This is a genomic window from Sorangium sp. So ce385, assembly GCF_051474135.1.
GTDB lineage: Bacteria > Myxococcota_A > Polyangia > Polyangiales > Polyangiaceae > Sorangium > Sorangium cellulosum_D.
This window is the reverse complement of record NZ_CP150337.1, coordinates 10,771,777-10,796,680: the sequence shown is the minus strand read 5'-3', so window position 1 is coordinate 10,796,680 and position 24,904 is coordinate 10,771,777. Positions and strand designations below refer to the sequence as shown.

The window sequence follows — 24,904 nt, the reverse complement described above, 5'->3', positions numbered from 1 at the left end:
CTCAGGGCGACCGCTTCCGCGGCCGCGGGATGCCGTACGCGTCGATGCGGTTGATCAGCGTGCGCAGCGAGATGCCGAGGAGCTTCGCGGCGCGCGTCTGGTTGCCGGCGGACTGCTCGAGCGCCTCCAGGACGCGCTGGCGATCGACGGCCCTCATCTCGAGCCGCAGCCTCTCCATCTCCTCGGAGTGCGGCGTCGGCGTCGGAGGCTCCGCGGGAGGCCCGGCGGCGTCGGCGCCCTCGCCCGGCGGCCCCCCGCGCGCCCGGGCGGCGTCCCCGGCCGGCGGCGCCGGGGGAGCCGGCGGCGGCGTGGAGCCCCTCGGCGGCGGCGTGGAGCCCCTCGACGGCGGCGCCGGGGGAGCCGGCGGCGGCGTGGAGCCCCTCGACGGCGGCGCGGCGCTGCTCAGCGGCGCCGGTCCGCTCAGCGGCGCCGGTCCGCTCAGCGGCGCCGGTCCGCTCAGCGGCGCCGGTCCGCTCAGCGGCGCCGGTCCGCTCAGCGGGGGCGCGGAGCCGCTGAGCGGGCCCGCGCCGCCGCTCGTCAGGTGCGGCGGCAGATCGGCGGGCTGGACCGAATCCCCCGCGCACAGGACCGCCGCGCGCTCGATCACGTTGCGCAGCTCGCGCACGTTCCCCGGCCAGGCGTACGCCTCGAGGACGGCGAGCGCCTCCGGCGAGAGGCGGGGCGCGCTGCGCTGCTCCAGCTGCCGGCACGCCTCCTCGAGGAACCTGTCGGCGAGCGGGCCGATCTCGGCGACGCGCTCGCGCAGCGGCGGGACGACCAGCGAGATGCCGTTCAGCCGGAAGTAGAGGTCCTGCCGGAAGGCGCCGCGCGCGACCTCCGCCTCGAGATCGCGGTTGGTCGCCGCCACGAAGCGGAGGTCGATCCGCCGGGGCGTGCGGCCTCCGATGCGGAGCACCTTCCGGTCCTCGAGCACGCGGAGCAGCTTCGCCTGGAAGGCGAGCGGCAGCTCGCCGATCTCGTCCAGGAAGAGCGTTCCGCCGTGGGCCGACTCGAGGAGGCCCGGGCGCGCCTGGCTGGCGCCCGTGAAGGCGCTCTTCTCGTGGCCGAAGAGCTCGCTCTCGAGGAGCGACGGCGGCAGCGCGGCGCAGTTCAGCTCGACGTAGGGGCCGCTGGCCCGCGGCGAGCGCGCGTGGAGGGTCCGGGCGAGCACCTCCTTGCCCACCCCGGTCTCGCCGAGGATGAGCACGCTGATGAGGCTCCGCGCGGCGCGGGCGGCCTGCTCGTACAGCGCCAGCATGGCCGGGGCCCGCACCACGACGTCCGCGGGCGCGCAGCAGTCGGGCGCCGCGGCGGCCTCCGCGGGCGCGCGGCCGACGACGATGGTCGTCGCGCCGAGGTTGAAGCGCTCGCCGATGCCGATCTCGGCGCTGTCCCGCGACAGGCGCCGCAGCCGGTGGGTCCGCGCCGTCAGCCCCGGGAGCTGCTGCTCGCCGACGAAGGTGCCGTTGGCGCTCCCGAGATCCTCGATCCGGAGCGGGGGGCCCACGTGGAGGACGGCGTGCCGCCGCGAGACCGAGCGGTCCTCGATGCGCACGTCGCACCCCTCGTCGCGGCCGAGGACGACGCAGCCGCGGGGCGGCAGCGGGGCGAAGGCGATCGTGCTGCCCGCCACGATCGCGAGCCGGAGGGTCGTGCAGGAGCCCCGCGCATCGCCGCCGGGAAAGCCTTCGTCCACGAGCACATCCTACGCGGGGCCGCGCATCGGTCTGCACGAAGATCTGCACGAATCATGCAAACCCGTGCAGATCGTTCGGATCGTGCAGGCGGATGCACGACCCGCGCGCCGGTCGCCGGAGCGAACGGACGCCTCCGCCGCAAATTGCTGGGTTCGCCGTCCGGCACGCGTCCTGCTCCACGCCTGGCGACCGCTGCGAGCGGCGATGGCGACCTCGATCCCACAGCGCGCAGAGCGCCTCCGAGCGGCCTCTGCAGCGGCGCGGCTTGGCCCCCACGGATCGCGGTTCGCCACCCTACGGATCAGGAGCGATCATGTGCACTGAGCATGGATCTTTGAATCGCAGGCGTCTTCTCCAGGGGCTGGGCCGCACGGCGGCGGTGGCTGCGTTCGCGCCATCGGTCCTGTCGGCCCGGGTGGCCGAGGCGCACGCGCCGATGCATGCGCCGGTCTACGACAGGCTCGTCCCTGGGCGGCCCGAGAGCGTGGGCCTGAGCTCGGAGCGCATCGAGGACGTCTTCGCGAGAATCCAGCGCCGCGTGAACGACGGCCTCTTCCCGGGCGCGGTCGCCCTGATCGCGCGGCAGGGGAGGATCGTGGGGCACCGGGCGTTCGGCACCCGGGTCCGCGGCGCGCACGAGCCGGTCACGCTCGACACGCTGTTCGACCTGCTCTCGATCACGAAGGTCCTGGCGACGGCCACGTCGGCGCTGCTCCTCGTGCAGGACGGCGTCCTGCGGCTGCACGATCGGGTCGCCGACTTCGTGCCGGGGTTCGCGGCCAACGGCAAGCGCCGCATCACCGTGCGGGACATGCTGCGGTACGCGGCCGGCCTGCCGATGGACGCCGCGTTCCTGGAGGATCCGGACGACGAGAGCGTCTGGCGGCGGATGGCCGAGTCGCCGCTCGAGTACCTGCCCGGCACGCAGGTGCTCTACAGCGATCTCACCTACCGGCTCCTCGGGCGGGTGATCGAGGTCGCCGCGGGCGTGGATCTCGACACCTTCGCGAAGGAGCGCATCTGGGGCCCGCTCGGCATGCGCGACACGACGTTCAACCCGCCGGCGGCGCTGATCCCGCGGACCGCGGCCACGGGCTATTCCGAGATCCGGGGCCGGGTGGTCCGCGGCGAGGTGCAGGACGAGCAGGATTATGCGCTCGGCGGCGTCGTCGGCTGCGACGGCGCCTTCTCGACGGCGATCGACATGGCGGTCTTCTGCCAGATGATCCTGAATGGCGGCAGGTACGGCGGCGTCCGCATCCTGAGCCGCCAGGTCGCCGCGGCGATGGTGAGCAACCAGACGCCCGAGGTCTCGGCGGCGGAGACCGATGTGTCCCCGCTGTCCAACCTGCTGTCGACGCCCAAGGGCTATGGCTGGGAGCTGGCGACGCGCCGCTTCTCCAGCGGTGGGATGCGCCTCTCGAGGGGCTCTTACGGGAAGGCGGGCGGCGCGGGGACCTTCATGTGGATCGACCGCAGCCGCGAGCTGTTCGGGATCCTGCTCACCAACCACGGGTTGCCGAACCCGTTCGACGAGACCGGGTGGAGCCGGATGCTCGACGCGGTCGGGACCGGGGAGTTCTTCGACGGGGTGATCCAGGCGGTCGTCGACGAGTGAGGGGGGGCGCGGGCTCTCCCGGTGAGGGCGTGAACGGGGCGGGCGGGGCGGCGGCTCACGCGCGGAGCGGCGCCGCTCGCGCCCGGTGTGGGCCGCTGTCGCCGATGGGGTGGAGTCGGCTGCGCCGCCGGTTCAGGGCGCAGCCACGGCGGTGATCTCCCCGGTCGTGTACAGCGCAGAGGTGTCCCAGGCGAGCCCGGGCGCGAGCGGCAGAGCGATGCTCACCTCCGCGAAGGTGCCTGTGAGCTCGCCGCTCCAGCCGAGCAGGGCGATCGTGTCGCCGGCCTGGAACGACACGGCGTCGTCGGCCGGGACGACCTCCAAAAGGCCACCGAGGCTCACGTCCCCGTCCACCTCCAGGAGCGGCGCAGCGCCCGGGCCCGCGACGGCGATGCGCAGCGCGGCGCTCGGGCCCTGGCTGTAATCGCCGGCCACGTCCGTCGACGGGGTTGCCTCTCCCACGGAGAGCTCGCCGGCCTGCGCGTTGACGAGATCGCCCACGAAGCTGCCGGTGCTCAGGCGGCCGCCGGCGAAGTCGAAGTCGCCCTCCTGGACCTCGATGGCGCCCGCGTCGAGCTCCCCGCGCACGAGGCGCACCACGGGGCCCGGACCGGGCTCAGCGCCCTCGCGGAGCGGCGCAGTCCGGAGGAGGCCGCCGATGCTGACCTGGCCCCGCCGCTCGATGAGGAGCGACGGGGACGTCGCCCACGACGCGAAGATCGTCACGTCGCCGCTGTTGCGCCAGGACGCGTAGGGCTCGTTCACCCGGACGAACCCTCCGCCGAACTCGGAGCGGATCTCCGTGTCTTCCGTCACGAGGCTCCCATAAGCGCCGACCGTGAGCTCGCCGTAGCCCACGCGCCCGACGCGCAGGAGCCCCTCGTTGGTCCAGGTGGCGCCCCAGCCCCTCACGATCGCCGAGCTCGACGCGTAGAGCGGCGAGGAGGCGTAGGTCTCGATCCGCGCGCCCACGGTGAAGACCTGGGCCCCCTGCTCGACGAGCAGCATCCCGTGGCCGTTCGCGCCCAGGTTGAACACCCCGGTGTTGACCCACCTCGTCGCGGAGCCGGTGACGGTCACCTGGCCCTCGCAGACCGGGCACGTCGCGATGTAGGCGTTGTTCGAGAAGAAGCTCCCTCCCTGCTTGATCTCGACGCGGCTGATCCCCTCCGCGTGACCGATGTTCGCGCTCGTGCACTTGAGGGAGGCGTCGTATCCCTCGACGAGCACGTATCCTTCGGCCAGGTAGCCGCCCCCGCCGAGCGTGAGATCGTAGGTGGTCACCTGCGCGCCCCGCTGCACGAGGAGCGATCCGCGCGACTCGGTGCGGAGCGAGAGCACGAGTTGCCCGTTGTTGATCCACCGCGATCCGTAGCCGACGACCTGGACCGTCCCCCCCGAGCCGGCCGCCGCCGCCACGGTGGCGCCGGCGCTGATCAACGTCCCGCGGCGGCTGACGATCACCTCGCCCGAGGTCGGCGCCGGGGTGGTGCTCGCGCCGCCGATCACGAGCGGATTCGGCCCGAGGTCCCAGGGGTCGCTCGGAGCGGCAGGCACCACATCCCCCGAGACCGTCACGTCGGCATGGGCCGCCCCCGCCAGGCCCACCGAGGCTGCCGCGAGCCATGCCGAGAACGCGCGTCGAGCTTGCTGGTTCATGCGCTGTACCTCCCCACAAGAAAATTCGCTTCACACGGGATCGGGCCTCAACCCGCGCGCCCTGCAGACAGGAGCGCTGTGGGCGCGGTGACCCGCAGCGCAAGCTCATGGATGACGCTCCCCGCTTCCGCAAGCCCTCGGGCAGACAAACACAGGCGCGCCATCGTCATGCTCGCGTCCCGCGGTCCTATGCGCGCGCGCCGCGGCTCGGTACCCTGAGCCGATGACAGAGGCCGAGGTTCGTCAGTTCGTGGAGCGTTATTTTCACACCGCCTTCAACGACACCGAGGAGGCCTTCGCGGCCCTCTTCGCGCCCGAAGGGGTCCTCGAGGATCCCGTGGGCACCCCGCCGCTCCGTGGGCGGGAGGCCATCATTGCCTTCCTCCGCGCGGCCAAGCCGAAGATCGAGCGCGCGAGCGTGCACGTCCGCGAGATCATGGCCTGCGGCGACGAGAGCGCGGTGCGCTGGTCGCTGGACCTGCGGACGAGGAAGGGCGATCACGTCGCCATCGAGGGGATCGGCAACTTCGCATTCAGCGAGCAGCGCCAGCTCCGCCTCGTCCGCGAGTTCTACGACGTGGAGCTCCTCCGCAAGATCATCGCCTGATCCCGAGCCCTGCCGGGGGCCCTCGGTGACACGTCCGGCGCGACGTTCAGCGCGATCTCAACCTGCGCCGCGTCGTGCCGTGGTGCACAGGCCATAGCTGACTGGTGTACCGGCAATCTGGTACGGGAGCGGCCCTCGCGGAGCGGGCGGACACGACACCGGCCCTGGGGCAGGGGGGAGCGGGGCAGAACGCGAGGGAGCGAGGATCGCGGACGAGCAAGGCTCGGTCGGCGGGCGGAGCTCAGGTGCAAAGGCGCCGTGCCTGGGCCGCGAGGCGGCGCCGGAAGCGCAGCCTCGCCAAGGACGATGTGCGCCGGCATGCCGCGCGCCGGTAAGCTTCTGCATCGCCCCGCGGGGGCGAAGCCGGGCCGCTCCGGACGAGCTCCCTCTGGCTGTAGCGTGAGGGCGGCCCGTTCGCTGCGTGGACAAGTTCCTGATATAACGTTGGTTTTCGGCGGTCTGCTCGCAGCTAGCAACAGTCTCCCGACCCGGGGCAGGTCGTGCAGTTACGGCTTGACGCATCCGAAGCATTGGGTTTTTCTTTTCTCCTCTAAGCCATTTCAACGGAGAGCTGTCCCGGCCATGCGTAACGGAGCGGCGTCCTCGGCCCTGTTGTTTGTCCTCGCTGCTGTAGCCGCATGTCATTCAATGACAGGCATTGCTGCGAAGGCCTTCGAGAGGTCGTCGCAAACTGTGGCACTCTGCTCGGAGCATCTGCCCGGCGTGCTGGCCGACGGCTCACAGGGAGGAGCCGGGACCGCGGCCCCTGGCTCGCTGCTCGATGTCGAGCACGATGTCTCCGCTCGGGTGCGAATGCTGCTCGGCGATCCGACCCCCGCGCTCGTCAAGGTCGAGAGCGACTTGGAGGAGGACATGGCTGCGCTCGTCGGAGATGCGATCGGACCCAGAGCATCGTGGACCCCGGAGTTCGTGGAGATGCGCTACACCGAGCGCCTGGAGGAGCTCCTTCAGAAGGAACCGACGGCTAAATGCCTTGACGATCCAACGGCATGCCCGTGGGGCTCCGACGTGGGCAAAGTGAACGACGCGCTTCTGGCGCGGCAACGGCTCGTGCTGCGCGCGCTTCGTCTGAAAGAGACGCTCGTCAAGTCGTTTGCAGCGGCGAAGACGGTGGCGGAGTCTGTGGGCGCGTACGGCGCGATCTCGCTCGAGTCCCGCGACGCGCGCGAGAAGGATTACAAGAGCGCCGTCGACCGTTTGCTCAAGGAGTTGGAAGCATGCGCGGCGCCTCGGTCCACCGGGACCCCCGGCCGATGCTTTACGGCGATTATCGAGCTCCCCCGCCTGGAGGGCCAGGCTCGTGGCGAGCTGCGCGCGCTGGAGGCCGCAGCTTCGAATGCCCGGGTCGCCTTCGTGGCGCCTACCGATGGTCATCTCCTTGACTCCCTGATTGGGCGTTACCGCCAGCACGTGAGGTTCCTCGCGAACGGCGCTGCCGCGGCACAGATGCTGAGCGCGGGCAAGCGCACCGAGTTCCTCGAGCTCTTGGCGCAGCGCGAGGGGCGGCTGGCGGCGCGATTCGCCTTCCGCGGCCTCCGCTCCGCGCTCACGGACTTGAATTACCGGCTCGATCGCCTCGACGACAAGCTTTATGGCGCCATCACCGTAGGCAGCCTCTTCGGCGGCAACGCCGTGAATGATTTGCTCGAGGAAGGCATCGCGAAGGCAGGCGAGGCCGGAGCCGATCTCCTGAGCAAGCTGCGTATCTCGCCCGAGTCGATTCTGCAGGAGGCTTGCAGCGCGCTGCTTCTCAATCCGGTGCCGGACCGGGGACTCCTCCAGATGGACGCCCTCTACACGGGGATCGTGAAAGGACTCGGCAAGCGGGCGTCGGGGACCAAGCCGCTGAACACCGCACAGACGGCGCAGGTACGTGCCGACACCGCCGCACCCGGCGCGGAGCACGGGGCGCGTTCACAGCCCGTATCTCCCCCCGCGTCGCCATTTCAGCTCGGGCTGCTTCATGCCGCGGCCGTGACCGAGTGGACCATGGAGCTGTCCCATCAGGTGGCACACGGCGCCGAGGCCAATCCGCCGCCGATGCGGCTGTCCGAAGAAGCACAGATGGCCTTTTATGAGGAGTTGCTTCGCCGCCCGGACCTGCTGCGCGCCGCGCTCGAGCCCGAGTATCCTCCGGCTTCCAATGCGGGCGAAACGGTCGGAGAAGGCGCCACAAAGTCGAGAGCCGATTCCCATGCTATCGACATGCGCATCGCGAGTGAAGTGACGATGGCCGTGTTGGTTCGCCTTGAGGCACGAAGCACCGCGTCGATCGACACCACCGGACTCGCGAGGCAGATCGAGGCCATCGCTGAGATGCAGAAGCCAATTCTCGAGAGCAATAAAGACGTTATAGAAGCAATCGAGCGCACGCAGGGCACGTTCCTCGATGCGCAGACCGTGAACGCAATGTGCAGCGTCCTGCATGAGAATCCGATGATCCGCGCGCGCGGCATCCGCGCATGGTGCGTGGACCGGACCATCGGCAATGCGATCGGTGCCATTGAGCTTGCTGGCGCATCGAAGAACCGCGGCCTGTTTGCGACCGGCAAGTTCCGCCTGTCTTCGGATTCGGGTACGCCTAGTAGTGAGAGGGATCAAGTTGACGATCTAAACGGGGTGCTTGATTATATTGCCAGTGCCCTCGATCGTGTCGCAAAAGAGCGCCCGCAGCTACGCTTTTCCGTTCGCGTGGAGGGCTTCGCCTCGTCTGCGAAGCTCCCTTGCACCGCTCTCGCGGATGCCGCCCGCATCGCCTCCGTACCCACTTGCACATCCGGCAGCCGAACTTGCTTCGGACCGAACGGCCAGCTGCGCATTGACGATCAAGACATCAAATGGCCGGGCAGCGGCAGCGATGCATGCGGAGCCGCTGCGCCGAACGACGGGAACGCAGCGCTCGCCCTGCTTCGCGCGTGGACGGTCGCCGAAAAGCTACGCAACGTGCTGTGCGGGCCGGGTAAGCCCTGTTCGCGGCGAGATCCCGGTTCGAAGCCATCGGACAAGTGGCAAGTCGATCCGGAGCTGACCTTGGTGCCCGGACGCGGAAGTGAGGAGAACCAGACCGTTCGGATCTACGTGCGTCGGCGGCCAGAATAACCCGGTTGCCCCGTTGCGGATGGTGCTGCCGGGAGCGCATCCACGCGGCGGAGCCTGAGCTGAGGCTCGGGATCGCCACGCGCAGCGGGTCGCAGGAGAAGTCATCTCGCACTCGAGCACGATCTGAATCACGGGCTGAGGACAGCGTTCGCATCGGCGGTGTCGTTGCTGATGAGGCCGACCGCCGCGACCTGCCGCTCTGAAGCGCGTCTGCGACGCAGAGCCCGGGATCCTGGTGATGCGCAGATCGAGCATGGCCTGCCGGGACGAGAGCGCGGTGCGCTGGTCGCTGGACCTGCGGACCACGAAGGGCGAGCACGTTGCCATCGAGGGGATCGGCAACTTCGCATTCAGCGAGCAGCGCCAGCTCCGCCTCGTCCGTGAGTTCTACCACGTGGAGCTCCTCCGCAAGATCATCGCCTGAGCCCGAGGCCCGCCCGAGGGCCCTCGCCGCGCCTGGCCCCGGCGATCAGGCGATGCGCGCCGCGCGGCGCCGCGCGCCGGCCGGGCGGAGGCCGCCTGTCGTCAGCTCGTGCAGGACTCCCGCCAAGGACGAGTGCGTCGATAGATCGCCGAGCTCCACGTCCACGAGGCTCCTGGCGATCTCGGGTCGCATGCCGACCAGGATGACGCGCGCGCCGAGCAGCGCGACCGCGCGGCTCGTCTGGCCGAGCGCGTGGGCGACCTGCGCGTCCACGGCCGGCACGCCGGTGATGTCGAGCAGCACGAACCGCGCCTCGTGCCGGCCCACGCCCTCGGTCACGGCCGTGAGCACCTGAAGGGCGCGGTCCCGGTCGATCGCGCCGACCAGCGGCACGAGCAGCACCCCGGGCAGGAGCGGGATGAGCGGGCAGCCGAGCTCGCGGACCGCGTCCGAGAGCGTGCGCTCGGTCGCGTAGGCGGCCTGCAGCTCCTCGTTCTTCGCCGAGAGCGACTGGACGAGCTCGTTGCGCTCGAGGGCCGCGGCGAGCTGCGACGCCCAGATCCCGACCGTGCCCTCGTCGCCGGTCAGCTCGCGGAGGGTCGGCCCCAGGAGCGCCAGGATCCCCCAGTCGTGCTGGACGGTGCGGATCGGCAGGAGGAGCATCATGAGCGCGCCGCTCGCGGCCGAGGGGGGCAGCAGCTCCGCAGGCGGAAACGCCTCCAGCCGATAGCGGCTGCCGAGCGGGGGCGTCGCGCTGCCGTCGCGGCTGTAGGCGCCGGCGACGGCGAGCGTCGTCGCGCCCTCCCGGAGCGCGAGGCAGCCCCAGATCGCGGGCGTCTTCGCGAGCCAGGAGAGCGAGAGGGATTCCTGCTGAGAGCCGCTGAGCAGCGACAGGCCCACCTCGTAATTGGACCTCACGAGCATCCCGAGCTGCGCGACGGCGTCCGTCTCCACCGTGAGCCGAGCCCGGGCGATCGAGAGGTGCACGCTGTCCAGGAACGCTTCGACCCGCTGCGCGGACCCCGCGTCTCCACCCAGCCGCTCGCGGCGCCGCTCGTAGGACAGGCGGAGCAGGCGGACGATCGCCATCAAGGTGCCGATATCCGGGGTGATGCCGATCGCCTGCTGGTAAGCGCGCTCCAGCTCCTTCGCCGGCGGGGGCGCGGTGCCGTCGATCGCCGCGGAATACCCCGCGAGCACCAGGGCGACCCCTGGCCATACGGCGGTGGGCGACGTATCGGGCGCGAGGCGCTGGGGCGCGAGGAGCAGCTCGACCATCCGCCGGTCCAGGTCGCCGCCCTCGTCCTCCCCGGACGACGCGTCCTCGTCGAGGAGGCTCTGGATCACGTTGCATCCGCACGAGAGCCGCTGGATCAAGGTGGTCGGCGTGAGCACGATATCGGGCGGGGCGGTCTGGCCGGCGAGCATCGACACGACGAGATTGCACGCGGCGCTCCCCATCATCTCGAACCGCTGGCGCACCGTGGTCAGCGGCGGGTCCATCGCTTGCGCGTCCGGCACGTCGTCGAAGCCGACGATCGCCATGTCCTCCGGGATACGGACGCCCGCCGCCTTCAACAAGGGCATCATCCCGAGCGCGTTCTTGTCCGTCCCGAAGACCGCCGCCGTGCACGCGTGCCGCTTCGCTAGGAGCTCCGGAGCGGCGTTCTCGCCGCCGGTATACCAGTTGTCGTCGCTCCGGATGACCAGCTCGGGATCGAACGGTATCCCCGCCTCCGCGAGCGTCTCTCTGTAGCCTTCGAAGCGAACGACCACGTCGGATTCGTGGAAGCAGCCAACGAACGCGATGCGCCGGTGCCCGTGCTCGATCAGATGGCGCACCGCGCTCCGGATCCCGCTGCGGTTGTCCGGGATCACCGACGGGCAGTTGCCCTGGTGGACATGGGTGCCGACGACGACGAGCGGGACCCGCTCGGCAGCGAGCTGCTCGATGCCGCTCACCCCGATGACGACGATCCACCCGTCCACCTGCTCTCTGGCGAGCGACGGGGCCTGGAGCGTGGCGGGCGTGCCGCGCAACACCAGCGTCCGACAACCGCGCTGCCGCGCTGCCTCGTGGATGCCCTTCAGGACAGGGTTCCAGAACGAGCCGTCGAGATAGGGGGTGATAACGCCGATGGTGTATGCATGGCGCGTTCCATGGACACCCGCTCCGCGGAGGGGTGGCGCTGCGGGGCGGCCCGGATCGCGCATCGAGCGACCGGCCTCGTCTCCCATGGCCCGTCGTCCGGCCGCGCCGTCTCCCTGGTCCGAGCCGCCAGGTTGGCTGCCCGACGGCTCCGGCGACTCGACGTCACTGCTCCGGCTAGCTTGAACCATCGCCCCGCTCTCCCTGCTCACCGCCGCACGGCTGCGCTGCCTCGTGCATCCATACCATGATCTGGACGGGCGCTTCTGCTACGCGTCGGCGTCGAGAGCGCCGCGCGCGTGGCCCTCAGGGCCGTCAAGCGGCCGAGCAGCAGGGAGAAGAGCGACGCCATTTCGATAGGTCATCGGTTCGATCGACGGCCTCGAAACGAGCTATGCGCGCGTGGCGCTGGCCGACCTCCAGGGCGCCGAACGGGTCGAAACCCCGAGAAAATGAACCACAGAGGCACAGAGAGCACAGAGGAAGAGAGAAGAGAGAGCTCAGAATCTTTTCTTCATCCCTCTGTGCCCTCTGTGCCTCTGTGGTTCCATTCTCTTTATTCTCGGGCGTTCTGAGATAATTGTGTTGTTGCTTACAATGCGCTCCGCCCCGCTCCCCGCTTCGAACGCTGCGCCCAGAAGGCGACGAGCGCGATGGCGACCGTCATCGCGCCCATGCCGACCCACACCGCGGGGGGCGCGCCGCGCAGGAAGTCGAAGACCTTCGGACCGAAATAGGCGGTCGCCAGGAGGGGCAGGATGTACCCGGCCAGAGAGCCCCAGAAATGGGTCCAGAACGGCACCCTGGAGACGCCGAAGAACACGTGGAGCATGGGCGGCATCCAGAAGACGAGGCGGAGCACGAACACCGTGAGCCAGGCCCGCTTCTCCAGCGCCTCGTCGTAGGCGCGGAAGCGCGCCGGCACCCGCCTCGCTACCCAGTCGCGCGCGACGAAGCGCGCGAACGAGAAGCCAACGACGCTCGCCGCCATGGTCCCTGCCATGGAGAGCGCGAACGCCGTCGGCCACGGCCAGATGAGCGGCGCCGCCACGATGAACACCGTACCCGGCACGCCGAACGGCTGCAGCGCAGCGTACGCCGCCACGAACGCGACGTACCCCCACGGCCCGAGCTCCACGAGCGCCAGCTTGATCCGCGCGGGCTCGCCGAAGGTCTCGAACACGCCCGCGCGCTGCGCGACGACGAGGAGAGCGGCCACCGCCGCCACGGCGCCGAGCCTCACCCCGCGAAGGGCGCGGGCGGCGTTGGGCGGGGCCGGCGAGGTCGAGGCCAGGCCCGCGGCGCTGGCGCCGCCTGGCTCGGGAGCGAGATCGGCCGGTGAAGGGGACTGCCGCACTCGACAGAGTTGACACTAAGGGTCGATTTTGTCAAATTCTGGAGATCGACAGCGGTGACCTACCATTGTCGATCTTGTCGTCCGTGAGCGAGACGAGCGCCACCCCGCGCAGCGTCAACCGCGCGGCGCTACCCTCATCACGTGCCGCAGCCGGCGCGCTCCGCCCCGAGCGCGAGATCGTCGTACCACATCGTCTTGGCGCCGCCGTGGTACTTCTCGAAGCCGAACTTGAAGAGCTTGTAATCGTACGGACCCCAGTCCGTGACGTGCATCGCGTCCACCTCTTTGTCGTCCACGAACACGCGCACCTCCCTGCCCGGGCCGTCGTAATAGAACTCGAGGCAGTACCAGGTGTTCGCGACGAGCTTCACGCCGCCGGAGCACGTGTACATCCCGCCGTTCGAGAGCTTCTCGGCGTCGTCGCTCTTGCGGTTCAGCTCGAGCTGGCACTGGTGCTCGCCGATGCGGATAGCCTCGCCGTCGTTGGGATCGCCGGTGCCGGACACCGCCGCGACATAGGTGTTGTGGCCCATCTGGATGTCGGTATCGCTCTTGAGGTAGACCCTGCCCCAGAACTTGCTCGGGACGGCGACGCCGAGCATCTGGCTGAAGTCTGTGCCCGACACCTTCACCGAGCCCGTCCCGCTGTGACCCGTGCTGTCCAGCTTGACGTAGTTGCCCATATTGCCGCGCTGGTATTCGGGGAAGAACTGGAGCTCGGAAGGCAGCGAGCCCCCCTCGAAGTCGGAGCAGAAAATGCTGCACCCACCGGAACCCGTGCTGCCGGTCGACGTGCTGCTCGTGACGTCGCCGCCCCCGGTGCCGGTCGTGGCGCCGCTGGTGCTGGTGACGCTTGCGGTGGTGGTGCTTCCGGTGGTGGCGCTCCCGGTGGTGACGCCGCTGCTGGTGACGCCGCCGCTGGTGACGCCGGAGGAGGTGTTCCCCGGGCCCGCGGGGCCGCCGCCGGCGCCGCCGGCGCCGCCGCCACCGTCGTTTCCGGAGCTCGAGGTACCGCCGCACGCGGCCGCCGCGGACGCAAGCGTAAGCGCGGCAAAGAAGGCAAAGGAACGAGCCGAGAAGGACATACTGGAGATCTCCTCAACAAAGGGCGCAGAATGGCCCAAGCGATGCTTGCGACTCTACCAGTGAACCCCGCGCGTGTCAGGCACAACCGGAGGAGTGGGCCGCGCCAGCGCGGTTGCGGGCGTGCAGGCGAGGCGGAGATGCGCGCGCCCGCGCACGCACAAGCGGTCTCCGCCGGGCGCGGCCGGCCGGCGCACGCGATCTCGCGGCCGCCGCGCGGCGGCGCTCCTCCCCGATCGCGCTGATCCGGCGGTCGCGACATGCCGTCTGCCTCCCGGCCCCCCTTCGAGCTCACGAGCCCGCGCGTCGCGTGGCGTTACGAGGCCGTGGGCCGCGTCCTCGGGCGCGTCGCGCTGCTCCCGATCGTCGTGCCCTCCGTCGCCAGCACGATGGCCGTCGTCTTCGCCGAGGTGCTGGGCGACGGGAGCCTCAAGCGGACCGCGCTCGGCACGCTGGCCCTGGTCCTGCTCGGCGTGCTCCTCGCCTTCGTCCTCGCCCTGGTGAGCGCCTTGCTCAGCACCACCGCCTTCGGCCCGCGGCGCCCGGTGCGCGTGTCCGCCGGGGCGGCCGGGCTGCGCCTCGCCCGCGGCGCGACGGAGCGCTCGATCCCGCGCGCCGCGATCGTGTCGGGCCTGGTCTTGACCGAGCCGCGCGTCCGGGTCGAGCTCCACCTGCGCGGCGGCCGGGTGCTCGATGTGCAGGTCGCGCGGGAGCGCGACGGCGAGCGCCTGCTCGCGGCGCTCAGGATCGGCCCGGCGGAGCGGCGCGTCGCGGTCTCGCTGGGCGGCGTCAACCGCGAGCTCGTGGCCGGCTGCGTCGGCCTGCCGGTCTCCATGGCCCTCTGGGGCGCCGCGCTCGCCGCGCTCTTCGGGCCGATCTTCGGCAGCGCCGCGCTGGCGGTGGCGTGGCTGGCCCTCAGCCTGGGGTCCACCTGGCTCTTCCGCCGCGCCGTGCGCCGCACCGAGGTCGTGGTGGGCAGCGACGGCGTGCGCGTCGCGCGGCTGTTCTCGAGCGTCTGGCTCCCCTACACCGAGCTCACCGCGGTGCAGGCGCGCGGCGATCGGCTCGTGCTCTCGCGCCGGCGCGGCGAGCCCGCGGTCGAGCTCGCGGCCGGGGAAGACCTGACCGAGGCGCTCGCGCAGCGCATCCGCGAGGCGCACGCGTCCGCGGTCGGCAGCGCGGCGCCGCGCGGCGCGGAGGCGCTGGAGCGGCGCGGCCGCGACCTCGCGGCGTGGCTGGACGACCTCCGCAAGCTCGTCGCCGCCGGCGACTACAGGGCCACGTCGCTCAGCCCCGAGGACGTGCTCCACACCCTCGAGGACGCCGACTCTCCGCCGGATCGCCGGCTCGGCGCGGCCCTGCTCCTGCGCATCGCCGGCTACCCCGAGGCGCGGGACCGCATCCGCGTCGCCGCCGAGGCCACGGCCGACGACGCCCTCCGCGCGGCGCTGGAGCACGCCGCCGAGGAGGAGGTCGACGACGCCGCGCTCGCGCGCGCGCTGCGCCGAGCTTGACCGCGCTCGCGCGCGCCGCGCCGGGCTCGCGCCGCGGAGCGCTGGGCCAGGGGCGTTGAGCCACTCTGGGCCAGGCGCGACGGAGGCCCCGGGCCAGGGCCATCAACAGCGCGAACTCCAGGGAGATCAGGCGCCGTACGGAATGGCACATACCGTGCACGAGGCAGGCGTGGAGGTGTTCATGTCACGGTTCTTTCTTGTGGACGATGCATCCTTGTTGACGCCGCGGCCCACGCCCCCGCCCCGAACGGCGGCCCTGGTTCGCGGGGTATCCCGCGCTGCCGCTGCGGCGGCGGCCGTCTTCGTGGTGGCCTGTGGTGCGCCGGTCGTCGAGGAGGGGAGTCAGGAGGACCAGCCCACCACCGAGCCTCAGCCGGAGGAGGGGTGTGGCGCCGGGGCGGAGATCCCGCCGATGCCTCCTCCCCGGGACGACGAGGGCGAGATCATCCCACCGATGCCGCCTCCGCCGCCCGACGGCGAGGCCATCCCGCCGATGCCGCCGCCGATGCCTCCGCCGTGCGGCGACGAGGGCGAGATCATCCCACCGATGCCGCCGCCGCCGGACGGCGAGGAGGGCGAGATCATCCCGCCAATGCCGCCGCCGATGCCTCCGCCGTGCGGCGACGGGGGAGAGATCATCCCGCCGATGCATCCCCCGATCGAGGAGGATGGCGAGATCATCCCGCCGATGCATCCCCCGATCGAGGAGGAGGGCGAGATCATCCCGCCGATGCCGCCGCCGCCGCCGGACGGCGAGGAGGGCGAGATCATCCCGCCGATGCCGCCGCCCCAGCCGTGCGAGTGAGCCGTTCGAGGGTCGTGCCGGTGCATCCCTTCACCTGAGGAGGTCGACGATGGGCGAACGTGATCGCGAGCTGGAAGTCGCGCCGGAGTGGTGGCGCTGGGCCACGGAGAACCTGCTCCGCGGCGTGTCGGAAGGCGCGGTGTCGGAGCAGCTCCAGGCAGCGGGCGTGAGCGGCGCGCAGGCCAGCGAGCTGCTCTCGGCCATCGTTCGTTCGCCCATCTTCCTCGCTGCCCGGCCGTTCGCCCGGGCGGCGCGGCAGCAGGAGATGCTGGTCCGGCTCCAGCAGAGGATGGCGTCGAACGCCCTCGAACCCACGGGGATCCCGCGGCGCTCCGGCGTGTCTGCCGCGGAGTTTCGCGACGTCTATGTCGCCGGGAACCTCCCGGTCATCCTGACCGACGTGGTGACCCGCTGGCCCGCGTTCGGCCGGTGGACGCCGGCCTACCTCGCCGAGGCCTTCGGCGACGTCGTGGTCGACGTCACGACGGGGCGCATGAGCGACCCCGATTACGACATGCACGCGGCGAAGCACACGCAGAGCACGCCGATGCGCGATTTCGTCGCGCGCATCGAGGCCGCGCGCACGGAGACGAACGACTTCTACATGGTCGCCAACAACCGCGTCCTCGAGCGGACGAGGCTCGGCGCGCTGCTGAGCGACGTGGTCCTCCCGGACGGCTACTGCGCCGTGCATCGGCTCCTCGGCAGCTCGGCGCTGTGGCTCGGCCCTGCTGGGACCGTCACGCCGCTGCATTACGACACGTCCAACATCCTCTTCGGGCAGGTGTACGGCAGGAAGCGATACCGCATGATCGCCCCGTTCGAGACGTCGCTGTTCGAGGGGGCGCGCGCGATGTACGCCGACCGGGATCCGGAGCAGGACGCGATGAGCCCGGTGCTCGTGAAGGACGTCGTGCTCGAGCCGGGCGAGGCGCTCTTCATCCCTGTCGGCTGGTGGCACCACGTCCGCGCGCTGGACGTCAGCATCAGCCTCGGGATCAACAGCTTTCCGTTCCACAACAACTTCGACTGGTACCGGCCGAGCAGCGTGGTGTAGCCGCTCGCGGCGGAGCGCCGCGCTCCAGGGGCTGAATCGCGGTCGCCGATGGCGCGCCGTTGCGGATCAACCTCCGGCGAGATCGGGATGACAAAGCGTCGCGGCGGGCGCGCTCAGCCCGACAGGTCGTCATCCGGCGCGCAACATGGACGCATTCATCCGCGCGCTTCGCGAGCGTGCTTGGCTGGCACGGGAGGTGCTCTTCAGGCCAGCCGATGCGAACCCCTCTCTTTGCAGCGATGTTTTCCGTGTTGACCATGGCCTGTGGCTCGCGAGAGCCAGCGCTGGCGCGCTCGCCGCAGCCGGCCGATTCGCCTCCCCGGGTGTTCGTCGACGCGATGTTGATCGACATGCACCCGGACAGCGTGACCCGCCTCGCCGGGAAGAGCTTCGAGGAGATCGTCGCGGACAGCGACGTCCGCGTGCTGTCGGGAGCGCACGCGCTCGCCACCGACGATGTGACCACCGACATCGAGCTCACGCGGGGCGAGCTCCTCCCCCCCGCGCAGCGCGCGCCCGAGCCGGAGGTCGAGCTCGTCCTTGCCGGGCACGACCTCCGCTTCGAAGTGCGGCCTCGGCTGGTGGCGCCCGACGCCGTCCACCTGCGTGTCGTCCTGGAGCTCGATGGTCGACCGACGCACCCCCCGCACACGTTCATCAGCAGCGCCGTCGTGCGCAACCGGCAGTTCGTCCCCTTCCGCACCGACTTCCCCGCGCGCGGCGAGCGGCTCGTCGTGCTGCTCGTGAGGCCGGAGATCCTCCGGGATCAGGAGGACTGGCGGCGATTCATGGAGCGCCGGAGATCTCGGCCGCTCGACGCCCGACCCGCGGTTCCCTCCGACGGTGGCCCTGGGCGGACCCTCCCGCAAACCGGCTGATCGCGGTGAGCGCCGAGAGCCGCGGGCGCCGCCGGGGAAGAGCGCGCGCCGTGAATGCGCTCGTCCAGGCCTGGCAGGTCGCCGACGGCGGGGGTCAGGAAGAGGAGGACGACGACGACGGCCCCGGATCGGCGCCCGTCGCCTCGCCGTCCCAGTAGTCTCTGACCTGCGATTTGTCGTACACCGCGTCGACCGAGCGCACGAGGATCTTGTTCGAGTCGGTGTAAACGCAGACCTCGTCCGGCTTCTGCTCGCCGATCACGACGAAGCGGCACGGCGCGTCGCTCGTGTTGATGAGGCAGTGGCCGGCCTTCTGGCGCGCCGGGAAGCAGACGTAATCCCCGGCCGACATCTCGAGCGTCTCGTCGCCGAGCCGCAGCGTGGCGCGCCCCTCGAGGATGAGGATGTGCTCCTCCTCGAGCAGGTGGTAGTGCGCGGGCGAGGACTGCTGTCCCGGCGCGAGCTCCTCGATCGCCACGCCGACGTGGTAGGCGTCGCCGCCCATGACCGCCTTGGTCAGGTGGCGATAGCGGCTGCCGAAGCGCGATCCCTTCGACCAGACGTGCCAGGGGACGCTCTCGGCGGCGATCGGCTTGCGGATGACCTGAGGATCGGACTTCTCATCGTTGCTCGACAATGCGGGCCTCCTTTCGCCTCGTCGGTCCGCGGCGCGCTAGCGAAGCGCCTCGCGCACCGCGGCGTCAAGCGTGTCGACCACGAGGCGCACGCGCGGCACCTTCCGGAGCTCTCGATGGTACGCGAGGAAGATGGGCGACGATGGCAGCTCCGCGTCGACCTCGAGCCGCACGAGCCCCGCGATCGAGCGCACCGAGGGGTCGGACATGAGCGCGATCCCCTGGCCCTGGAGCGCCGCTTCGAGGAGCGCGTGGTGCGAGTTCGACCTCACGACGAAGCGCTTCGCCCCGTGGGCCATGAGCCACGAGCTCTTCGCGGTCTGCGCCAGCGTCCCCTCGTAGCCGACGAAATCGTGGCGCGCGAGCTCCGCCGTCCGCAGCCGCGCGCCCCGCAGCCGCCGCTCGACGTAGCTCGGCGCGGCGTAGAGCCCGAACGAGGCCCGCCCGGCCAGGCGATGGACGACCGCGGGCGACGACGACTTGCTCCCGCGTATCGCGACGTCCGCCTCGCGCCGCGCGAGGTCGACGAGCCGCGTCTCCGAGAGGATCTCGAGCTCCAGCGCCGGATACAGCCGCCGGAGCTCGCAGAGGCGCTGCGTGACGGGCCGCACGACCTCATCGGCCAGCGACAGGCGCACCGTCCCGGAGAACGCCTCGTCCCCTTCGTCGCGCCGGATCGCGTGGAGCCCGCTCTCGATGCGCTCGGCGAGCGCCACGAGATCGAGCGCGTCGGGCTCGACCGACGTCCCCCCGTTGCTCCGGTGCACCAGCGGCCGCCCGAGCGCCGCTTCCAGCGCGTCGATGCGCCGCGCCGCGGTGGAGGTCGAGATCCCGAGCGCCCGGCCCGCGGCGAGGAAGCTGCGGTGGCGGTGCAGCGCGAGGAGCACGCGGAGATCGTCCCAGAGCGGAGCACCTGCGTTTTGCATCCGTGGAAATCGGATTACCACCGATGTCCATTGTCGACAAGCGCGCCTGAATCCATCTTCCCGGGCATGAATGCTTTCGATTTCAGGGGAAAGACGGTGCTCATCACGGGCGCCTCGATGGGCATCGGCGAGGCGTTCGCCCGCGAGCTGTCGCGGCGCGGGGCGACCCTGGTCCTCGTCGCGCGCAGCGAAGCAAAGCTCGCCGCGCTGGCCTCCGAGCTCGGCAGAGCGCATGTCATCGCCGCGGATCTCGCCGCTCCGGGGGCCGCGCGGCGCGTCTTCGATGCCGTCACGGAGAAGGGGCTCGACGTCGATGTCCTCGTCAACAACGCGGCCTTCGGCGTCTTCGGCGCCTTCGGCGGCCTCCCCCTGGCGACGCACCGCGAGCAGATCGATCTCAACGTCGGCGCGCTCGTCGAGCTCACGCACCTGTTCATGCCCATGATCGAGCGGCGCCAGGGGGGCGTGATCCAGGTGGCGTCGACGGGGGCCTTCGTTTCTTCCCCGTACTTCGCGATCTACGCGGCGACGAAGGCGTTCGTCCTCTCCTTCAGCGAGGCGCTCTGGGCCGAGTACCGCCCGCGCGGCGTGCGCGTCCTCGCCTTGTGCCCCGGCGCGACGGATACGCCGTTCTTCCAGCGCTCGGGCGACATCCCGGGGGCCGAAAAGCGGGCGCGGCCCGAAGACGTGGTGCGCCTCGGCCTCTCGGCCTTCGTGGCCGGTCGCGCCTCGGTCGTCCACGGCGCCACGAACAGCCTGAGCGTGTTCCTCACCCGCTTGCTCAGCCGCGAGCTCATCGTGAAGCTGATGGCTCGCCTGATGAAGCCGCGGACGGCGGAGATCCCCGGCGCCGCGGGTCGCGCGGCGTGACCTCGACGCGCGCGCGGCGCCCAGGGCCTCAGTCGACGCTGACGGCGGTCACGGCGGTCCAGTCGTTGCGGCCGTCCGCGGAGACGACGTGGAAGCGGAGCGCGTCCTCGTGGCGCGCGGTCGAGACGAGGGCCGCGCTGGCGCCGACGAAGTCGTCGCCGCGGCAGGTGTCGCGGAGGTCGCCGCCGTCGTCGAGCACGCCGACGCGCACGGGCGCCGCGGGCCCCTGCAGGTACGGGGCGGCGATGAGCTCGGCCAGGGTCGACGGGGAGGGGACGGGCGCGTCGAGGTCCCAGAGGCGGAGGTGCTTCGCGTCGGCGAGGTGGGCATAGAGCCGCTCGACCTCCTTGCCGGTGTCCTCCTCGACGGCGAGGACGAGGAGGAGGATGCGGTCGTCCTCGCGGGCGCGAGCGCGGGCCTTGAACGAGAGCGGGCCGCGGAGGGTGAGCACCGCGGGGAAGCGGCCCTGGGGCGCGCTGAAACGCACGAGGGTGCGGCCGAGGGGGCGAGGGGGCGTGAGGCCGGCCGGCGCGCCCGGCGCGGGGGGCGGTGCGCCCGGGTCGAGGGGGCAGAGCAGGTAGGCGGCGACGAGGAGGACGGGCTCGGGCGCGCCGCGGAGGAGGCCGTCGTGGCCGGAGGCGAGCTCGAGGGCGGTGATGTCGAGTCGGAGGCGGAAGGAGCGCACGCGCCGCGCGGGCGGCGCCGCGGGGGCAGGCGACGCGGAGGACGCCGGGCGGGGCGCGGAGGACGCGCCGCCCTTGCGGGACCTGGCTTTGCGCTTTCGGGACATCGAGGGAGCAGGGAGATACCATGACCGGCCGCGCACGGGCGATCGGCGCGCGCGGGGCGGCGAGGGCGGCGGCCCGCGGCGCCGCTACCGGCCGGCCGGGTCCTGGCGATAGAACGCCTTCAGTTGCTCGTAGAGCTCCGGGTGCTTCGCCCTGAGCTTCCGCGGCTTCTCGAAGAAGGCCTCGGTGACGACCGCGAAGAACTCGGCCGGGTTCGTGGCGCCGTAAGGATCGATGACCGTGCGCTTGAGGGTCGCCTCGTCGCGGACGAGGCGCTCGTACTCGCGGCCGAGGATGCGCGCCCACGCGGCGTACATCGAGCGCTCGGGCAGCTCGGGCGCGCCGTCGGCGGGGCCCTCCTCCTGGTCGAGCTGGTGCGCGAACTCGTGGAGCACGAGGTTGTGGCCGTCGCTCACGTCCGCCGCGCCCGCGAGGACGCCGTCCCACGCGAGCACGACCGCGCCGCGCGACCACGACTCCCCGAGCCGCGGCCGGCCGCCCTCGACGACGACGCCCCCGTCGCGCACCTCCCGGCCGGGGGCGACGTAGGCGCTCGGGTAGACGAGGATGACCTCGAGCTCGGGGTAGTAGTCGGTCTCGCGGTGCAGGAGGAGCAGGCACGCTTGCGCCGCCACCGTGACCCGGATCTCGTCGGTGATCTCCAGGCCGCCGCACCCCTCGAACGGCTTCTCGTCCAGGAAGACCTGGATGTGCCCGAGGAGCTCCTCCTGGTCCTCGGCCGGAAGGCGGCCGAAGCTGGGCACGTTCCGGTCGAGGATCGCGCGCCACGCGGGCGGGAAGGGCGCGCGGCGGACGGCGGCGCGCCGGCGCTTCCTGAGAAAGCCGAGCATCGACGCCGATCTTACCCGCGCGCGGGGCCCCGCCGGAAGGCGCGCGCGGGGCCCCGCCGGAAGGCGCGTGCGGGGCCCCGCCGGAAGGCGCGCGCGAGAGGCCCGCTCACGCCTGCCGGAGCCCCATCGCGCGCGCGACGCCGTCGCGGTACGAGAGCCAGGCCGCGTGCGCGGCGGCCACCGCCGACGCGACCGCGTCCGCCGCCGGGCCCTCGTCGGGCACGTGCCCCAGCACCATCTCCCACGCGTCCCGCCGGTGCCCGCCCTCGACCGCCCGGTGCGCCCGCACGAGGCGCATGCGCTCGGGCGGACACCCGTAGTGACGCACCATCGGGTGCGCGCGCAGCGCCTCGTCGATCGGCGGCGCCTCGCGCTGGCCGAGGAGCTCGGCGCGCTCGTGCACGCTGCCCTCCACGAAGATCGTGAGCACCGCCGCGCCCACGACCCACGGCGGCGCCGCGCTCACGCGGTCGAGCAGCGTCCGGTAGGCGCGGGCCTCGGGCTCGAGCGGGATGGACTCGTCCTCGACGGCCGCGCGCGGGATGCCCAGGCCGTCGATCATCTCCAGGAAGAGCTCCGGATGCGGCGCGCCCAGGGAGAGCTTGCCGGTCTGCTCCTCGAAGAGGTTCTCCGCCAGGGCGCTGCGCACCGCGGCCGGCGGCGACTGGCCGAGCACGCGCGCGAGCAGCACCGGGAAGTCGCGCACGTAGACCCGGTACTCGTGCCGGAAGTGGACGACGAGCTGGTCGCGCGTGAGGCCAGGGCCGGTGAGGTGCGCCCAGGCCCAGTGGTTCTTGCGGTCCATGATCGCGAGCAGGCGCTCCTGGAGGCGATTCGTCATGCGGCAGCTCCTCGGCAAGGGGAGCCTTGGTTGTAAAGCACGGGTGAGGCGCGCGCCCACGTCCTCCGGGCGAGCGGATTGCGCCTCACAGCCTGGGCGCGAACCTGGACCGCATCAGGGCGATATACGCGTCCTCCGAGGTCTGGCGCCGCGCGGCGACGAGCGGCGCGATGTTCTCCGTGCCGAGGTACCGCAGCCGGTCGGCGCCGTCGGTCGCGGCCTCGAAGATGACGCGCGCGACGCCCTCCGAGGTGGCGCCGTCGCGCGCCTGCACGAGCTCCGCGAAGAGCCGGCCGGCGCCGTCGACGAAGGGCGCGTAATCGGCGATCGGCGCGGTCTGGCGCGCCTCTTCGGCGCTGCGCTCCACGAAGCGCGTGCTCGGCACGCCCCCCGGCTCGACGATCTTCACCCGGATCCCGAGCGGCGCGAGCTCGTACGAGAGCGCCTCCGAGAACCCCTCCAGCGCGAACTTGCTCGCGCAGTACGACGACAGCATCGGGAGCGTGAACACGCCCGCCCCGGAGCTCACGTTGAGGACGACGCCGGAGCGCCGCGCGCGCATGGCCGGGAGGACGGCGCGCGTCACGTCCATCACGCCGAACACGTTCACCTCGAACTGCTCGAGGATCTTCTCGCGCGCGGTCTCCTCGAACACCCCGTGGAGGCCGAAGCCCGCGTTGTTGACGAGGACGTCGATCGCGCCGAACCGGGCGAGGGTCGCGGCCACGGCGGCGTCGATGCTCGCGCGATCCTGCACGTCGAGCCGCAGCACGCTCACCTGATCCGACGCGCGGAGCTCGGTCTCGCGCTCCGGCTTGCGCATCGTCGCAGCGACGTTCCAGCCCTCCGCGGCGAAGACCTTCGCGATGTCGCGACCGAACCCCGACGAACACCCTGTCACAAGGACCGTCTTGCTCATGCGCCTGTTCTGCGCCGCGCCGACCGATGAAACAATGCGTGCAATCCTGCATGCTGTGATGCACGATCTGGTACAATGATCCGCGCCAGCCTCATCGAGCTCGAGGCCGTGATCGCCGTCGCGACGTTCAAGAGCTTCCGCGCGGCGGCCAGGGAGCTCGAGATGTCGCCCTCGGCGCTGAGCCACGCGGTCTCGGCGCTCGAGCAGCGGCTCGGCGTACGGCTCTTTCACCGCACCACGCGGAGCGTATCGCTCTCGGCGGCCGGCGAGCACGTGGTCCGGCGGCTCCAGCCGGCGCTCCGGGAGGTGTCGTCGTCGCTGGAGGAGGTCCACGAGCTGCGCGACACCCCGAGCGGCACGCTGCGCATCAACACGTCGAAGGGGGCGGCGCAGATCGAGGTGCTCCCGATGGTGCTCGAGATGCGTCGGCGCCACCCCGACGTGCGCGTCGAGCTCGTGACGGAGGACCGCTTCGTGGACATCGTCGCCGAGGGCTTCGACGCGGGGGTGCGGCTCGCGGAGGCCGTGCCGCAGGACATGATCGCGATCCCGTGCGGCGGGGATCTGAGCATGGCGGTGGTCGGCGCGCCGTCGTATTTCGCGCGTCGCCGGGCGCCGAAGGCGCCGAGGGATCTCCTCGAGCACGAGTGCATCCGCCGCCGCATGGCGAGCGGGGAGGTGTATCGGTGGGAGCTCGAGCGGCGCGGGCGGGAGGTGGCGGTCGACGTCCGGGGGGCGCTGACGCTCGACAACGACGATCTGGCGTTGCAGGCGGCGCTCGCGGGCGCGGGCCTCGCGTACGTGAGCGAGCGCGCGGCGGCGGCGGACATCGAGGCGGGGCGCCTCGTGCGCGTGCTCGCGGCGTGGACGCCGCCGTTCCCCGGCCTGCGGCTGTTTCACCCGAGCAACCGGCTGGTGCGGGCGGCGCTCCGGGCGTTCATCGGGGTTGTGCGCGAGTCGACGGCTGACGGGGGACGCCGCGGCAGGGCGGGGAGGGGCCGGTAGCCGCAACCCGGGTCGCCGGTAACCGCAACCCGGGTCGGGCGGCCGCAACCCGGGTCGGGTAGCCGCAACCCGGGTCGGGTAGCCGCAACCCGGGTCGGGTA

Annotated in this window: 21 protein-coding genes; 10 read left to right on the top strand and 11 right to left on the bottom strand. The window is 71.6% G+C overall.

Features of this window, described 5'->3' with window-relative positions; all coding sequences use genetic code 11:
* Position 1 precedes the first annotated feature (1 nt).
* Positions 2-1,696 (bottom strand): sigma 54-interacting transcriptional regulator, encoded by a 1,695-nt coding sequence (locus WME83_RS39435; protein ID WP_437314855.1) that lies wholly within the window; start codon positions 1,694-1,696, stop codon positions 2-4.
* A 335-nt stretch (positions 1,697-2,031) separates the two neighbouring features.
* Between WME83_RS39435 and WME83_RS39430 the strand changes: the two genes are divergently transcribed.
* On the top strand, positions 2,032-3,315 hold the full coding sequence (locus WME83_RS39430; RefSeq protein WP_437314854.1) for a serine hydrolase domain-containing protein: 1,284 nt from the start codon (positions 2,032-2,034) through the stop codon (positions 3,313-3,315).
* A gap of 132 nt (positions 3,316-3,447) precedes the next feature.
* Here WME83_RS39430 and WME83_RS39425 read toward each other — a convergent pair whose 3' ends face one another.
* The gene (locus tag WME83_RS39425) at positions 3,448-4,974 is read right to left on the bottom strand and encodes a hypothetical protein (RefSeq protein ID WP_437314853.1); all 1,527 of its coding nucleotides are present in this window, start codon (positions 4,972-4,974) and stop codon (positions 3,448-3,450) included.
* A gap of 223 nt (positions 4,975-5,197) precedes the next feature.
* Here WME83_RS39425 and WME83_RS39420 point away from each other — a divergent pair, with 223 nt between their 5' ends.
* From WME83_RS39420 to WME83_RS39410, 3 genes are all read left to right on the top strand, one after another.
* Positions 5,198-5,581 (top strand): SgcJ/EcaC family oxidoreductase, encoded by a 384-nt coding sequence (locus WME83_RS39420; RefSeq protein ID WP_437314852.1) that lies wholly within the window; start codon positions 5,198-5,200, stop codon positions 5,579-5,581.
* Between the two features lie 648 nt (positions 5,582-6,229).
* The gene (locus tag WME83_RS39415; RefSeq protein WP_437314851.1) at positions 6,230-8,701 is read left to right on the top strand and encodes a hypothetical protein; all 2,472 of its coding nucleotides are present in this window, start codon (positions 6,230-6,232) and stop codon (positions 8,699-8,701) included.
* Between the two features lie 238 nt (positions 8,702-8,939).
* Entirely contained in the window at positions 8,940-9,125 is a 186-nt protein-coding gene (locus WME83_RS39410) for a hypothetical protein (RefSeq protein WP_437314850.1), read from the top strand.
* Between the two features lie 45 nt (positions 9,126-9,170).
* On the opposite strand, the gene WME83_RS39405 is transcribed toward WME83_RS39410, so the two are convergent.
* From WME83_RS39405 to WME83_RS39395, 3 genes are all read right to left on the bottom strand, one after another.
* Positions 9,171-11,465, bottom strand: a complete 2,295-nt coding sequence (locus WME83_RS39405) for a substrate-binding domain-containing protein (RefSeq protein ID WP_437314849.1) — start codon at positions 11,463-11,465, stop codon at positions 9,171-9,173.
* A gap of 401 nt (positions 11,466-11,866) precedes the next feature.
* Positions 11,867-12,502, bottom strand: a complete 636-nt coding sequence (locus WME83_RS39400; RefSeq protein WP_437314848.1) for a TVP38/TMEM64 family protein — start codon at positions 12,500-12,502, stop codon at positions 11,867-11,869.
* Positions 12,503-12,768: 266 nt separating this feature from the next.
* Positions 12,769-13,716, bottom strand: a complete 948-nt coding sequence (locus WME83_RS39395) for a hypothetical protein (protein ID WP_437314847.1) — start codon at positions 13,714-13,716, stop codon at positions 12,769-12,771.
* Between the two features lie 258 nt (positions 13,717-13,974).
* Here WME83_RS39395 and WME83_RS39390 point away from each other — a divergent pair, with 258 nt between their 5' ends.
* The 4 genes from WME83_RS39390 to WME83_RS39375 all read left to right on the top strand — a co-directional run bounded on the left by WME83_RS39390 (position 13,975) and on the right by WME83_RS39375 (position 17,968).
* Positions 13,975-15,228 (top strand): hypothetical protein, encoded by a 1,254-nt coding sequence (locus WME83_RS39390; RefSeq protein ID WP_437314846.1) that lies wholly within the window; start codon positions 13,975-13,977, stop codon positions 15,226-15,228.
* Between the two features lie 181 nt (positions 15,229-15,409).
* The gene (locus WME83_RS39385) at positions 15,410-16,033 is read left to right on the top strand and encodes a hypothetical protein (protein WP_437314845.1); all 624 of its coding nucleotides are present in this window, start codon (positions 15,410-15,412) and stop codon (positions 16,031-16,033) included.
* A gap of 49 nt (positions 16,034-16,082) precedes the next feature.
* The gene (locus WME83_RS39380) at positions 16,083-17,090 is read left to right on the top strand and encodes a cupin-like domain-containing protein (RefSeq protein ID WP_437314844.1); all 1,008 of its coding nucleotides are present in this window, start codon (positions 16,083-16,085) and stop codon (positions 17,088-17,090) included.
* Between the two features lie 257 nt (positions 17,091-17,347).
* A complete protein-coding gene (locus WME83_RS39375) occupies positions 17,348-17,968 on the top strand; it encodes a hypothetical protein (protein ID WP_437314843.1) in 621 nt (206 codons plus the stop codon).
* 94 nt (positions 17,969-18,062) lie between these two features.
* Here WME83_RS39375 and WME83_RS39370 read toward each other — a convergent pair whose 3' ends face one another.
* The gene (locus WME83_RS39370) at positions 18,063-18,605 is read right to left on the bottom strand and encodes a cupin domain-containing protein (RefSeq protein WP_437314842.1); all 543 of its coding nucleotides are present in this window, start codon (positions 18,603-18,605) and stop codon (positions 18,063-18,065) included.
* Positions 18,606-18,641: 36 nt separating this feature from the next.
* Positions 18,642-19,529, bottom strand: coding sequence for a LysR family transcriptional regulator (locus WME83_RS39365; protein WP_437314841.1), 888 nt, complete (start codon positions 19,527-19,529; stop codon positions 18,642-18,644).
* A 66-nt stretch (positions 19,530-19,595) separates the two neighbouring features.
* On the opposite strand from WME83_RS39365, the gene WME83_RS39360 reads away from it, so the two are divergent.
* Positions 19,596-20,399 carry an SDR family NAD(P)-dependent oxidoreductase gene (locus WME83_RS39360; protein WP_437314840.1) on the top strand — a complete coding sequence of 268 codons (804 nt, stop codon included), beginning with the start codon at positions 19,596-19,598 and terminating at the stop codon, positions 20,397-20,399.
* 28 nt (positions 20,400-20,427) lie between these two features.
* Here the strand turns inward: WME83_RS39360 and WME83_RS39355 are convergent, their stop codons facing one another.
* The 4 genes from WME83_RS39355 to WME83_RS39340 all read right to left on the bottom strand — a co-directional run bounded on the left by WME83_RS39355 (position 20,428) and on the right by WME83_RS39340 (position 23,798).
* Positions 20,428-21,084, bottom strand: coding sequence for a hypothetical protein (locus tag WME83_RS39355; RefSeq protein WP_437314839.1), 657 nt, complete (start codon positions 21,082-21,084; stop codon positions 20,428-20,430).
* 189 nt (positions 21,085-21,273) lie between these two features.
* Positions 21,274-22,038, bottom strand: a complete 765-nt coding sequence (locus tag WME83_RS39350; protein ID WP_437314838.1) for a zinc-dependent peptidase — start codon at positions 22,036-22,038, stop codon at positions 21,274-21,276.
* 106 nt (positions 22,039-22,144) lie between these two features.
* Positions 22,145-22,879, bottom strand: a complete 735-nt coding sequence (locus tag WME83_RS39345; RefSeq protein WP_437314837.1) for an iron-containing redox enzyme family protein — start codon at positions 22,877-22,879, stop codon at positions 22,145-22,147.
* Between the two features lie 85 nt (positions 22,880-22,964).
* Positions 22,965-23,798, bottom strand: coding sequence for an SDR family oxidoreductase (locus WME83_RS39340; RefSeq protein WP_437314836.1), 834 nt, complete (start codon positions 23,796-23,798; stop codon positions 22,965-22,967).
* Between the two features lie 75 nt (positions 23,799-23,873).
* Between WME83_RS39340 and WME83_RS39335 the strand changes: the two genes are divergently transcribed.
* Positions 23,874-24,803, top strand: a complete 930-nt coding sequence (locus tag WME83_RS39335; RefSeq protein WP_437314835.1) for a LysR substrate-binding domain-containing protein — start codon at positions 23,874-23,876, stop codon at positions 24,801-24,803.
* The last annotated feature ends 101 nt before the right edge of the window (positions 24,804-24,904 follow it).